This is a genomic window from Flagellimonas pacifica, assembly GCF_900215465.1.
GTDB lineage: Bacteria > Bacteroidota > Bacteroidia > Flavobacteriales > Flavobacteriaceae > Flagellimonas > Flagellimonas pacifica.
In genome coordinates, this window is sequence record NZ_OBEH01000007.1 from 106,844 (window position 1) to 120,517 (window position 13,674).

11 protein-coding genes are annotated in these 13,674 nt (G+C 38.6%); all 11 read right to left on the reverse strand.

What is annotated here, in order from left to right:
- Positions 1–995, reverse strand: a 995-nt coding sequence (locus tag CRO15_RS17935; protein WP_116458922.1) for a PKD domain-containing protein, incomplete at its 3' end; no start/stop codon positions are given.
- Between the two features lie 11 nt (positions 996–1,006).
- On the reverse strand, positions 1,007–1,858 hold the full coding sequence (locus CRO15_RS17940; protein WP_097047237.1) for a glycoside hydrolase family 16 protein: 852 nt from the start codon (positions 1,856–1,858) through the stop codon (positions 1,007–1,009).
- Between the two features lie 28 nt (positions 1,859–1,886).
- Entirely contained in the window at positions 1,887–3,302 is a 1,416-nt protein-coding gene (locus CRO15_RS19985) for a carbohydrate-binding protein (protein ID WP_243397017.1), read from the reverse strand.
- Positions 3,303–3,312: 10 nt separating this feature from the next.
- Positions 3,313–6,465, reverse strand: a complete 3,153-nt coding sequence (locus CRO15_RS17950; RefSeq protein WP_097047238.1) for a glycoside hydrolase family 2 TIM barrel-domain containing protein — start codon at positions 6,463–6,465, stop codon at positions 3,313–3,315.
- Between the two features lie 359 nt (positions 6,466–6,824).
- Positions 6,825–9,635 carry a triple tyrosine motif-containing protein gene (locus tag CRO15_RS17955; protein WP_097047239.1) on the reverse strand — a complete coding sequence of 937 codons (2,811 nt, stop codon included), beginning with the start codon at positions 9,633–9,635 and terminating at the stop codon, positions 6,825–6,827.
- Positions 9,636–9,691: 56 nt separating this feature from the next.
- Positions 9,692–9,967: an ATP-dependent Clp protease adaptor ClpS gene (locus tag CRO15_RS17960; protein ID WP_097047240.1), complete on the reverse strand. Its 276-nt coding sequence runs from the start codon at positions 9,965–9,967 to the stop codon at positions 9,692–9,694.
- A 20-nt stretch (positions 9,968–9,987) separates the two neighbouring features.
- Positions 9,988–10,860, reverse strand: a complete 873-nt coding sequence (gene prmA / locus CRO15_RS17965) for a 50S ribosomal protein L11 methyltransferase (protein WP_097047241.1) — start codon at positions 10,858–10,860, stop codon at positions 9,988–9,990.
- Positions 10,829–11,578, reverse strand: a complete 750-nt coding sequence (gene tpiA / locus CRO15_RS17970) for a triose-phosphate isomerase (protein ID WP_097047242.1) — start codon at positions 11,576–11,578, stop codon at positions 10,829–10,831. Before tpiA ends, prmA begins: the two co-directional genes overlap by 32 nt.
- A gap of 26 nt (positions 11,579–11,604) precedes the next feature.
- The gene (locus CRO15_RS17975) at positions 11,605–12,699 is read right to left on the reverse strand and encodes a BT_3928 family protein (protein WP_097047243.1); all 1,095 of its coding nucleotides are present in this window, start codon (positions 12,697–12,699) and stop codon (positions 11,605–11,607) included.
- Positions 12,700–12,739: 40 nt separating this feature from the next.
- Positions 12,740–13,084: a four helix bundle protein gene (locus tag CRO15_RS17980; RefSeq protein WP_097047244.1), complete on the reverse strand. Its 345-nt coding sequence runs from the start codon at positions 13,082–13,084 to the stop codon at positions 12,740–12,742.
- A 26-nt stretch (positions 13,085–13,110) separates the two neighbouring features.
- Entirely contained in the window at positions 13,111–13,656 is a 546-nt protein-coding gene (locus CRO15_RS17985) for a DUF1599 domain-containing protein (protein WP_097047245.1), read from the reverse strand.
- Positions 13,657–13,674: the final 18 nt, after the last annotated feature.

The following is a 13,674-nucleotide window of genomic DNA, read 5'->3' on the forward strand; positions in this document are numbered from 1 at the left end:
CCCTGATAGCTGAAGGTGGGATAGGCCAGGGCCAAGTTCCCGTCTCCCGGATCAAAATCCGTGTTCACAAATGCAAGACCGGACTGTCCCCAATCTGGGTTATAGTTGATACCCGTGATGTTGGTATAGGCACCACCATAGATCGAGATCACATCGCCAGCATCCCTTGAAGGGGGCACTGGAGCAGAGGTTGTGGGCGCACTGCCTCCGCCAGTTGTTGTTTCCAACTGCTTTACATCATCTATATAGAATGTACCTTCAGTTGTACCCGGACCATCTACAAACATTGTTAACCTTGAAAAACTGTCAGCGGAAGTAAAATCAAATGATATCATTTCCCAACCGGTTCCTCCATGATTTGCAGACACCTCGACATTTGCTCCAGTTCCTTGCTCAAGTTTTATTAAAACATCAACAGCTGCATCTGCCCAGAAATTCATTTGGATGGTCTTGTCTGTTGTCAAATCAATTGGTGACCCCAAGTCAAAATAGAATCCTTCAAATTCTGCTCCGCCATTTGTAATGGCACCAACTTTAGAAGCTGTATCATTAGTACCTCCTGGAGCTGGGTTATCCACAATCTCAAAAGTAGCTCCTCCAAAAGTAGTTACATCGTAGTCAACATTAGCTCCATCGAAGGTAATTGGCAACGTCACTGGTTCTGGAACCACAATAACCAATTCATCTTCAAAGGTATCTTTACCACCAGCACTGTTGGAAGCAGTTAAAGTAACTGTATAGGTACCTGTTGCATAGGTTTTAATAGGATCAATTTCAGTAGACTCAGTCCCATCTCCAAAATCCCACTCATACTTTTCGGCATTCTCCGAAGTGTTTATAAAAGATACAGTACCTGTATCTTCAATTACCAATTGTGTAAAACCCGCCAATACTTCTGGGAGTCGGTTTCCTTCATCGTCTTCTTCACATCCAAAAAAGGATATCGCCAAAACCCATATGAAAATGATCTTAGCTTTGTTCAATAATAGTTTCATAATTCTGAGTGTTAGTTTAGTCTGTTATTTTTATATACCCTCACATAATCCACCAACATGGTCTGTGGAAAAGTGGTTTCTTCATTAGGTGATCCTGGGAAGCTTCCGCCCACTGCTACGTTCATAATAATGTAGAAAGGGTGGTCAAAAACCCATTCTCCGGAAACGTCATCTGGAGTTATTTGGTTATACAAGTTTCCATCTACATAATAATTGATGTATTCAGGTCCCCATTCAATACCAAAAACATGAAACCCAGTATCAAAGCGATCATTTGGCAGGGAATATTCCTTGGTCTCTGCTTCTCCTGCCGAGTATCCGGGCCCATGCACACTACCAAATACTTTAGTTGGTGAATCTCCCAGATATTCCATTACGTCAATTTCGCCACATTGAGGCCATATGTTTTGGTCACAATCGTTACCCAAAAGCCAAAAAGCCGGCCACAGACCTTTACCATACGGCAATCTGATTCTTGCTTCAAAACGACCGTATTTCTGTTCGAACAATCCCTGGGTTTTAAGTCTGGCAGAGGTATATGTTGCACCTTCAAAAGACTCTTCTTTAGCTGTAATTAGCAGGAATCCATTTTCTACTTTTACATTCTCCGTACGATCTGTATAATATTGCAGTTCTTGGTTTCCCCATCCATCTCCGTTAGGTCCCCTGCCAATATCATAAGTCCAAATAGAAGAGTTTGGTGCTCCCTCAGTATCGAACTCATCGGCTATCACAAGATCTGTAAACGTTGCAACGGTTTGTGCATCATCAGTTTCGCAGCTAGAAATAAGCAGCAGCATTACAAATAGTAATGAGGGAAACTGTAAAGCCTTTGTTTTTTTATGTATATATGAATTATTCATCTTATTCTTTGTTTTGTGATTAGTCTGACTACTTGTAGTAATAAATGTTGTCCACGAAAATTTCAGATATTGTAGAATCCGATATGAAGAACAACAATCCAATCTGGGAACGATCCCCCAAGTCAGTAAAATCTGAAAGTGGTATATCCAAACTAACCCATTGATTTGCAACAAGAGTATTTGCATCGATTGTAAAAGAACCAGAGGTCTCATTGTTTCCTACAGAATTCAATAGTTGTAATCTTATAAAGTCGCTTGCATCAATAGATTCATTTACCTTAATGTCCACATGAAGATGCGTCATATCGGTAGTGTTAAGTGGGGCCACATCTTGGAATGTCCCTATGCCCACAAAGTTCAATTTGGTATATTTTATTACTGCATCCCCATTCACATTTAAGGGTGGCGCGCCTCCTTCGGTAGTTTGCCCATCTGGATTAAAGAAACCATTGAAATAGTCAACTCCTACATTGTTGTATGCGTCACTGAATACGGAAATTACATTGGCTGAATTTCTTTCTGGAGGAGTTGGAGCAAAATCAAATGTGCCCGTAACATTAAGTGCCAATGAACCAGCTGCTGCAACATTTGCTAAAGTTGCAGTTATTGTTGCCTCTCCTGTGCCAACCACTGATACAATTCCTAATTCATTAGTTCTTGCCACATCAACATCCGTTGATTTAAAATCAAAATAGGAAGGTTTAGCTATTACCGTAATGTTTTCACCTGAACCCGCATTGAAAGTTTGGGTAAGACCTGTCAGTTCTATTGGGACATCAACGAAGGCATCTTGCTCAATGCTCGCTCCATTTAAAATGGAGGGTTGAGCTTGGGCAATAGTGCCTAGCTTTTCAAACTTTACTTCATCCAACCAAAAGGTATATCCAAATCCGCCAGTATTGTTAGTGCCTGCAGAATACCATAGCATACCCCTTTCTTCGACTAATTTTGAAGCATCTGGAATGGGAACAATATATTTTGCCCATTGAGTGCCAAAGGTGACATTTGTCCTAGTTGCTTGGAATTTATTCTCTCCAAAATCCTGACCAAATCCAATTTCTCCAATAGTTATTCCTTGTGAGGCTCTGGCCCAAAAAGTCAGAGCATCAAAATTGGTTAAATTACGCCCTGAGCCGTCTACCCTAAAAATGGCTCCTGCAAAATTTCCATCAGGGTCATTTGCATTGGGAACATCTATTCGTATTGATGCAGAACCTTTGTATGATTCACTTTCGTCTACTGAAAAAGCTGTAGCCTTTGACCCTAAAAATGGAAAGTAAAAGTCGCTACCAAGACCAACAGGCAAATCTGTAAAGATCTCTCCAGTAGTGGAGAATGTGGCGAACTCGGCTTCATCCGAGAGCTCTCTCTCACATCCAAGCATGGCCATAAAAACCAACGCTAAAAGAATGGTTTTTACATTTAGTTGTTTTCTATTTTTCATATCCATTTTTTTATTTTCCTATATTGATGTGAACGTATGTGCTAATCTGCCATTCCTGACCTTCATCAAAGCCAACTGGGCTCAGGACAGGTACTGGAGGAAATGTGTTAGGTGGAACTGCGGTTGGTGAATATCTTGGTGAAAACTCATCAAGCGAACGCCAAATGCCCCTAATTCCAATCTTGGTATCTGGCAGAATAAACCAATCCGGTTTACCTAAAGAGGTTGAGATATCCAGCATCAATTGTACTGGGTAGGTCAGGTTAAAATCACGATGGTAATCGTATGGACCCCAATCGTTTACTTTAAATGCATGTTCTAGTTTCCATTTTTTGTAGATTACCCGAACATCTCCTCCAAATCTTTCAATTGATCTAGAATCGCTTCCATTTGCTTGTGCATTTCCACCATACAGGTTGGCTATCAGTGCCAAATCTGGATTCACTTTTGACACAATTCTTGAACTGATTTCCCATAAATCTTTTGCAGGAACTGAATTAGGAAATGCAAACGGAGTACGCTGAGCGTTAAAACCAATTGCGGCATCCATGGTAGTTGGCTGATGACGGAAAACAAAACCTAGATTGAAGGCCAACTTAGCATCCTCACTACGGTCATTGTCCCATTCGTAAAACCAAGAGCCCGGTGTTGGATCGTAGGTCAACAATAGCTCACCAGCGGTTGTTTTCCTGTTTCCTCTAACAGCGAAAGGGTCGTCTTGTACATTTCTAAGCCTAGCGGGACCTCCTACATCTCCTGGCACTGGTCCGACCAAAGGTTCTTGCCACAAAAAGTTTGGTGCTATTTGAACATTTCCGAAGGTATAGGTAAACCCAGATAAGAAACTATTTTGGTTTCCACTTCCATTATCCTTTAATTTCCAACCGGTAAAGGTTCTTGTCTGATCAACTCCTCCGTTTGCCACCAAGCCTGTGCTTGCACCTAGAGCATACCAGTTAAACTTACCTTTAGAGTATGTGATCTTTGCTTTTGCCCCCCAATTATCATCGGTGTTTATTTCATCTGTATAGACGACGTAGTTACCTGGGCCACCTTCAACAAACTGAAATTCTCTTCCATTTAGTGGTTGTCCTCCCCAAATACCACCGACTTCAAGACCCAAGTTGCCAAATTCTCTTTCTACATGTAGGGTTGCTCTACGTGTCTTTGGTAGTGGAATTGCACCAGATGTTTCGGCACCACGTCTTTGTCCAAGGTCTTCATGATAGACACCAGTGATATCGAAATGGGCCCATTTAGTGCTGTATTTAAACAATACCGCTGGATTGGCACCCCACCATAATTGATCACCAAAAGCAGCTTTAAAACCTTTAAAGGTTTTCTTTCCATCTACTTCCATTCCCAGTATTTCACCATTATACAAGTCTAGGTTAGGACCATAATTGGCTTCAGGGTAAAGGCCAAAGAAATCTCCTTCGTACCCCCAATGGTAATGTCCGGTTCTGTAAAAACCTCTTACATCAGCATGTTTTGTCTGCCAATCAAATTCTGCATTGTATACCCTTACCCTATTATTGTCCGTAAATATTACTTCGCCATTATTTGATTCAACAGCCACAGGTCGCCCGACATTCTCATAGAAAATTTCATTGATTGGATTACTGGCTATATTCCCCAGAATATTGAAGTTTATGTTGGCGCGCATATTAGATGATGGCTGCCCTTCGACTCCGACATAATACGATTGCATATGATCAAAACCTGTTTGATCTGGAAACGTATTTTCGTCTGGGTCTGCAATACCAGGCGTTGTAATCAGTTTGCCGCCAGTGTTGAAGGTGGTAAATTCTGCTCTTAGCTGGCTAACCTTAATTTTTCCTCCTTGAGTGGCCTCAAAAGCTGCTTTGTCTCCACGAGCTCTAAGCACTGCATCAGTAATTTCAATTCCATTGAAATAGTTATCAATGAAATCAGTATTTGTTCCATCGGTATATGGATTCAATTTGTGCGCTTCTTTCAGGGCATAGTAAGCCGCCCTTGGATAAAGTTCATATAGACCTCTTTCACTTGTTGGTCCCTTTGCACAGATACCAAACCACTCCTCGTTCATATTGTTTTCTCCTTTGGCAGGCAAATCCCTTGCATATCCACCATTGGACCAGGATGCGTTGGTATCGTGTAAATCAGCATTTTTCCTATCATCAAAACCAAACTTCCACCATCCATCACTGAATTGGAAAGTGAAACCTCCTATAGAGTTTCCAACTTTACCTACTCCAGCCGCATTTTCATATATTTCTTTCCAGTTTCCTACCATATAATAGGCCTGGGAATATTGGTCTTCCTTGTTTTCCTTAGCACTGAAAGCATCTGCTCCAAACTCAGTGAACATCACTGGTTTTTGGAGTTTGTCCTGTACTACCTGAAACATATCTCCGAAAGAAACTCCACGGTAGGTGTTGGTTCCATAGATATCCACATCTTTACATTCTTCCGCCACAATATCAATGAACAATACATCACCATTACATATAGCAACAGGGTGCGAAGCATCCATGGTCTTCATTCTTTTTGCAGCCTCATTCATTAATCTGTACATTGGTCTTCCACGACTTTCACCTATAAATTGTATTCTTCCTTCGTCATCTGGAAAATCTTCAGTTTCCGCTCCGGCCCAGAAAAGACCATAGTTGTTCTCATTCCCCAATAGATACAACAGAAGTCCCGGCGTATCTTTATACCCCTTTACCAACTCTTCCATTTCGGATAGTAAGAATTCTGCAGTTTTTGGGTCATCATAAATGGTTACTGGAGTCCAAACACCATCCAAGGTTAGTCCATACCTTCCAAATGAATGATTAAGCATGGTATAGATTCCATAGTTTTCGTAGATATACCGAATCCACTTTGCAGGAACACCGGTATATTGCCGAATAACATTTACCCCCATGTTTTTAAGGAGTGACATCTCATGGTCTAGTCCTGCCTTAATGACATCATCGGACTTCTTCCAGAAATTTGCGTTCACGGTATTTGTTCCAATAGGGATGTAATCCCAATTCATACCGTTGATCATGAAATCCTCGCCATTGACGACCAATTTCATTCCTTCTTCATTGTTTACAACAGATACTTTATCCGCCTGGGCATATGCACCAATTGCAATCAAGAAAAATAATACTCTGAATAGATAGTTTTTCATAGTAAAGTTTAGTTTTAAGTTGATCTGAATTGAATTTGAAAGTTTCTAGCGTCAAGCTGATATAGTTGATCAATTTTTGGCTTTCGGAAAGCCTTTCATTCTTCCACTATAAATCTTTATACCGCTAAGGGCACTTCACATCCATTTTGCAGATGGCTAAACATATCTTAAAAAAATAGGAAGTCCATAAGAAACACCTCAACAAAAAACATACACAACAATAAACTTGTGTTTTTTTTGAGATATCCTCAAAACCCTTGTTTTAAAAGGCCTAAGAAGAAAAACAGCATTTATCCTTTTTGCTTAAATTTTGGTGTTGTATAGGTAATGTTAAGGTAAAAGTCGTGTGGTGGTGTAGTTTAGAGCTTAAGGATGTAGTCCACCAAATTGTCATCATGGGACAAATTCATCTTTTTACGCAATCTGTACCTTTTAATTTCAACACTTCGAGGTGAGATATTGAACATTGGGGCAATTTCCTTAGAAGATAAATTCAAACGGAGATAGGCACACAATCTTATATCATTTGGGGATAAATTGGGGTGCGACTTTTTTAGCTTTTTCAAGAATTTTCTATCAGCATTATCAAAGGCTTCTTTGAACAATTCCCAATCATCATTTTGTTTTAAGCTTTTGTCAATAACATTGATAATTGGTTTTACAACATCTCTGTCCTCAACACTTGCCATAAGTTGTTCTTTGACTTTTGACAATAATTCATTCTTTTTGATAATGCTCATGGTTGAAGCTGCCAACTCATTGCTCTTGCTTCTAAAATCTTCTTTGAGTTGATCGTTCTTAATTTTAATAATCTCCTTTTCGTTTTGGGCTTTTGCCAACTCCATTTCACGCTTGTTACGCTCTATAAGTTTCTGTTGACGCTTATGATAATGGCGTCTATATGCAATATGGATGATAAACGACCCCAAGATTGCAGTCAAAATATATAAGACCAACATTAAATTAGTTAGATACCATGGACGGGCTATCACAAAGGAATACGTAGCAAAATTGTTAGATATTTTGCTCCCTATCCGTGCCCTAACATTAAAACTATATTTGCCTGCGGGTAAATTTTCAAAAGACACCGATGATTCTCCAGTCCAATCGCTCCAATTGGGATAAATACCTTCTAATCTGTATTGATATTGCGGTTTAAGGTATTTATTATAATTAGGTACATAATATGAAAATTTCAGACTATTTTCCTTGTTACGAAAACTGCCATCTATATTGGGATTAAGCAGGCTTTTTTGGGTAGAACTCTTATTCTTTCCTGCTTTTCTGACCGCTCCCATATTAACCCAAAACTCTCTCTCCTCAAAATCATTTATGGCTATTGTAAAATAGCCCGATCGAGCACCAAATAGATACCTCCCATCTTCATCTAAAGCTGTGGCACTTTCATAACCTATTATACCATTTCGCATATTTTCAGTCAGTGGCACTTGTTTTATGCTAGGCGTACTTGCCAACCCTCCTTCCGATACAAAACCAATACTGGAGTTTGAAAACGCCCATAGATAACCATCATTTCTGTCCACTACCATCTTTCCGGAAACATATTCATTCTGGGTATAGAGCTTGCTCAAGACAGTATCCTTCACAAATCCATTTTTGCTCCAATCGTATTTAAATACTCCTTTTTTATAAGCATACAACAGATCTCCCTTGTATTTCACAATTCCAGAATTGGAGCCTTTTATCAAAGTATCAATTTCTGTTTTGTTTACCTTGGAAAAATCTTTTGTTACCTCTAACTTAAAAACTCCCTTATATTCATGGTTGACAAAGATGTTGTCATCAAAGACTTCAAAATATCTAGCTGAATGATCAAATCCTTCAATCTTATTTCTTAAACGCCATGTACCATTCAAATTTTCCAGCACATGCAACCCATCATAATTTCCTTGTATTAGAAGGTCCGCTCTGTTTTCTATACTACCGGTCTTCCAAGTCCCTTGCACATCTGAAATCTTTTTTGCCGTATCCCCTTCTATTATATATGTTCCTGTATGATGTCCACAAAAGAGTTTTCCATCAATAACATCTAAAGACCAAACCTGCCCATGGGTATTTTCAATAAACTCAAAATCTGATTGGCTATCAATTTCTTTATAAAAAAGCCCTTGATTGGTGCCCAAATATAAATTGCCATCTTCAATTGCAGAAGCATAAACACTCCCTACCAATCCTTTACTATCTGGATATATACGAAATGGTGAATTACTGTTTACATAACTTATGCCTACATCTAATCCCGACCATATATTCTGGTCAACATCTTCATATAAGGATAGTACGGTGTTATTCTGAAGTCCCTTAACTTGGTCAATGTGATCTTGGACAGTTCCATCACGACCCATTAGTATTAAACCATGTGAGATTGTTCCTAAAGCAAACCCCCCGTTTTTAAGCTGTATGCCACTGTACAAACTCCTTTCTGATAAAAGTTGATCCACTCCAGTTTCCCATTTTTCAAAAGAATCATCTTTTAGCTCATAAAAACCATTGTACTTGGTAAGAACAAGTACACCTCCTTCTTTTTGAAAAATATTGATTATCTCATCGTGTTTTAAAAAGTCTGAATTATAGACCAAAACGGCCTTCCCATTCTCAATTCTAAAAATTCCTTGCCCTATTTTTTGAAAATATATGGTGTGGTCAACCTTGAATATCTTAGGCAAAAAAGTATTGGAATCAATAACGTTTACTGAATCATCTTCAAGGTCATATATATAAATTCGGCTATGGGATTGGAATACAATCCATTTCTCCAATTTTAAAATACCCCAAAATTCTTCGTCTTTTAATAGATCCTTCTTCAAGGAATGTGACAAACTTGTATACTTGAGCATTCCCAAATCATCTTTCTCCCAATAACCAAATTCCATGTAACATCCCGTATAAATCCTATCATCCACGACCTTTACAGATCTTATTATAGATTCATTGGGAGAGGAATATAGTCTCCATCTTTCTCCATTAAATTCTAATAGTCCACCATTATTGGCAACATAAACAATCTTATTAGAGGCTTGCGATATAGCCCAATTTTGACTTTCTGAAACATAATCTGTTGGAGAGAAATTTTGAATGGGGTGAGACGCTTGGGAACAAACGGAGTCAATTAGAAAAATAGATAGTAATAAAAAAAGAAAGAATCTCAAACTCCTATATTTTGAAAATAATCCAGCTTTTTAAATATAGGAAAAGAATTCAAGTATTAAATAATTTCAGCACTTAATCCTGCCTGCAATAATTTAGAACATCTAGGTTTTAGGTAAGAGTATTCACCGGTTTTAACTGTGCATTTACCATTATAATGAACAATCAGTGAACATTGTTCGGCTTGTTCTGGGGTATGGTCACAAACATCCATTAGGGTTTCAATAACGTGATCAAATGTATTTACATCATCATTGAAGAGGACAATTTCATTCTGTTTTACTGTCTCTTCTTCTAAAAGTAGTTCTTCTGATACTTTTTCCTTAGTACCCATGATTCACGAATTAATCAATTCTAATTTACATATTTTGCTGAAACCCAATTGTTCTTTTCCAGTTTTTTTGCAAACTTTAACCCACTATCTTCACATTTTAAGGAAATAATATTCAAATCTTGAGTATAAAAGCCACTTAAAAAGAGTGCTCCGCCTTTATTCAGGCATTTGGAGTAAACAGGGATATCCTCTAACAAGATGTTTCTGTTGATATTAGCTAGGATAATATCGTATTTCTTATCCACCAGCAAGCTACTATCTCCTTGACTGACTTCAATGTTATTGCAATTATTTCTTTCTACGTTTTCCTCAGAATTTAAGAAGCACCATTCGTCAATATCTATAGCTTCTAGCTTTTTTGCTCCTCTCATTTCAGCCAAAATGGCCAAAACTCCGGTACCGCATCCCATATCCAATACCGATTTGTCATCGAAATCTTCGTTCAGAATATGTTCCAGCATCATGTGAGTAGTTTCGTGATGTCCAGTGCCAAAACTCATTTTGGGCTCTATTATAATGTCATATTCCACATCTTTCGGGTCGTGAAAAGGGGCTCGGACCATGCATTGATCATCAACGGTAATGGGGTGGAAGTTTTTCTCCCACTCCGCATTCCAATTTTGTTGCTTAATTTCTTTGTTAGACCAAGAAATATCAAAATCAGGGTTTTGTACAATTTGAAGGTTATTTAAAATGGTTTCCTCCCATTCGGATTTAAGGACATAGGCCAAGAATCCGGAATCATGTTCCACAAAACTTTCAAAACCCGCCTCCCCCAACTCCGCAATCAAAATATCGGTTGCAGGTTGTAAAGGTGTAATCTTAAAATTATATTCAATGTAAGTCACGCTTTGCCCAGAATTAAATTGCCTTGATGATAGCAATAAAATCATCGGCTTTCAAAGAAGCTCCGCCAATAAGACCACCATCTACATCTGGTTTTGAGAAAATATCCGAAGCATTGGCCGGTTTTACACTTCCTCCGTATAAAATAGAAACACTTTCTGCAACAGATTCATTATAAGCCTCTGCAATCGTTTTTCTGATAAAGGAGTGCATTTCCTGAGCTTGTTCGGGGCTTGCAGTTTCACCGGTTCCAATGGCCCATACTGGCTCGTACGCCAATACAATACTTTTCCAAGCCCTTGCATCCAAATTAAAAAGGGCGTTTTTCAATTGGCTTTCCACAACAGAAAAATGGTTTTCAGACTTTCGATCTTCCAATTCTTCTCCAAAGCAGAAAATAATCGTCATTTCCTTTTCTAAAGCTGTTTTTACCTTTTTGGCCAATAAGTCATCCGTTTCTCCAAAAAGGGAGCGTCGCTCAGAGTGTCCAAGAATCACAGTATCCACATGAATATTCAACAACATATCCGCTGAAATTTCACCTGTGTAGGCACCATTTTCAGCAAAGTGCATGTTTTGAGCAGCCACTTTTATTGTTGATGATTGTAAACTTCTTTGAGATTGGGCCAAGTTAATAAAGGTTGGTGCCACAATAACCTCAGCATGGGTATCTGGAAGTTTGGCCGAAAGCTCAGACAACAAAGCTTCTGTTTCTTCAAGATTCTTGTTCATTTTCCAGTTTCCTGCTACTATTTGGGTTCTCATGATATTGGTTTCTTAGTTATTTATGTTTAAAATTTTAGTTTATCAAGGTCATTATAATGGACTTTCTGTTGAATTGTACCTCGTTCCAGAACCAAAATGGCCGGATTAGACCGTACTATGGTCTTTAGGGTAGTTTCATCAGTAAAATAAAAATCGAAGTCCAAACCGTATTCTTTTTTAATCTTGTTGGCCCAATCATTGCTTGAGGCGGACATCCCCACAATAGCATATCCCTTTTCCTTAGCTTTTAAAGTTACCAAAGCAACGTCAGCAAAGGCTTCATAATTACTCTTTGCTAAATCATAGGCGATGACCATCACCATTTTATCCTCTTCCAAAATTAAGGAGGCCATATCTTCACCATTTTGTTCAATGGTGAAATCGTGGATAGGAGGTTCGTAACCCTTTTGAATTTCTGTGGTTTCCACCCCAATAAATTCCCCATCAACTTTCGGATATTCTCCATTGGTGATCACAATTTTTTCCTCCCCGTTCACTTTAAATTGCCATGCATATTCGTATAAAGGCTTTGGAGCATTTTCTGGTACGCTCATCCCTTCTTGAATATTGGCTCCAATCTTATAAGGTCTAAAATCTACTGAAGGCAGGTGATTGAGTACATGGTTGGCAAACAAAGCACAGGCCACCAATGAAACTCCAGCCAAGATCCAATTGGTCTTAGCATTGAACAAGGGTGTAATGTATTTTCTGCCGAAGAATAAAATCAAAATGAAAACCAGCAATATAATATCCTTGGTGAAGGATTCCCAGGGTGTAAGTTTTACGGCATCGCCAAAACAGCCACAATCTGTTACTTTGTTAAAATATGCTGAATAAAACGTTAGGAAAGTAAAAAAGACAATCATCAACAAGAGGCTCCAAATCGTAAACTTTGGCTTAAACCCTATTAGCAACAGTACTCCTAGAATTACCTCAACAATGACCACAAAAATGGAAATTGACAAAGCCAAAGGCATTAAAAATGGAAGATCCAGCACCCCTTGGCTAAAATATTCTTCCAGTTTGAAGGAGAATCCAACTGGGTCGTTCAACTTTATGAGTCCACTTATTATAAATAAGACCCCGACAAAAATCCTAGAAATCCATACCAAATATTTCATATTTCATAAAAAATTCCAACAAGCAAATTCCAAATACCAATCATTTAACCTTGTTCAAAATAGAGGATAATATTTTTCTAAGCTCCTCTGATTCTTGGATCAAACCATCAAATTCGTTTGCGTTAGAGTTGTTTTCTTTTAACAAGCGTAACCAATATTTAGATTCTTTTGCTTCTTTTCGAGCAATTTTTAATCGAAAAGCAAAGTCTTTCTCGCCCAATTTTTCGTTAGCTTCAATATAATTTGCACCGACAGAACCGGATGACCTGACCAATTGTTTTCCATCTTCAATATTAGCAATCGAGGCTTTGAGAGACTTCACCAAAACTCTACAATTACATGCAAATTTAAATGTCCTTTCTTCTAAATCATAAATCTTTGACATTTTTAAGATTTGGGATTTGGATTTTTTTATTTGAGACTTTCACTCATGTGAATCAGTGCAAAAACCGCATAATTAACCATATCCTGGTAATTGGCGTCAATGCCTTCACTTACCAAAGTAGCACCTTGGTTATCTTCTATCTGTTTTACTCTTAGTAATTTTTGCAATATCAAATCGGTCAATGAGCTAACCCGCATATCACGCCACGCTTCACCATAATCATGATTCTTATTTTCCATCAGCTCTTTGGTTATGGCTACTTCCTTATCATACAGAGCAACAGCTTCTTCTGCGGAAAGATCAGGTTGTTCCACAACTCCTTTTTTCAATTGAATCAGTGCCATTATGGAATAGTTGATGATTCCGATAAACTCAGAACGCTCTCCTTCATCCACTTTGCGTACTTCATTTTCCTGCAAACTTCTAATGCGTTGGGCCTTGATAAATATTTGATCAGTCAACGACGGAAGCCGAAGTATCCTCCAGGCCGTGCCGTAGTCTTTGGCTTTCTTTAAAAATAGTTCCCGGCAGGTATTGATCACTGCATCATATTGTTGGGAGGTGTGCTGCATGTATTCTGGCTAATTTGC

Coding starts and splice junctions, on each gene's coding strand:
- CRO15_RS19985 (WP_243397017.1), bottom strand. CDS start 3,302: ATGAAAAATAGAAAACAACTAAATGTAAAAACCATTCTTTTAGCGTTG.
- CRO15_RS17985 (WP_097047245.1), bottom strand. CDS start 13,656: ATGCAGCACACCTCCCAACAATATGATGCAGTGATCAATACCTGCCGG.
- tpiA (WP_097047242.1), bottom strand. CDS start 11,578: ATGAGAACCCAAATAGTAGCAGGAAACTGGAAAATGAACAAGAATCTT.
- CRO15_RS17950 (WP_097047238.1), bottom strand. CDS start 6,465: ATGAAAAACTATCTATTCAGAGTATTATTTTTCTTGATTGCAATTGGT.
- prmA (WP_097047241.1), bottom strand. CDS start 10,860: ATGATTTTATTGCTATCATCAAGGCAATTTAATTCTGGGCAAAGCGTG.
- CRO15_RS17940 (WP_097047237.1), bottom strand. CDS start 1,858: ATGAATAATTCATATATACATAAAAAAACAAAGGCTTTACAGTTTCCC.
- CRO15_RS17975 (WP_097047243.1), bottom strand. CDS start 12,699: ATGAAATATTTGGTATGGATTTCTAGGATTTTTGTCGGGGTCTTATTT.
- CRO15_RS17980 (WP_097047244.1), bottom strand. CDS start 13,084: ATGTCAAAGATTTATGATTTAGAAGAAAGGACATTTAAATTTGCATGT.
- CRO15_RS17960 (WP_097047240.1), bottom strand. CDS start 9,967: ATGGGTACTAAGGAAAAAGTATCAGAAGAACTACTTTTAGAAGAAGAG.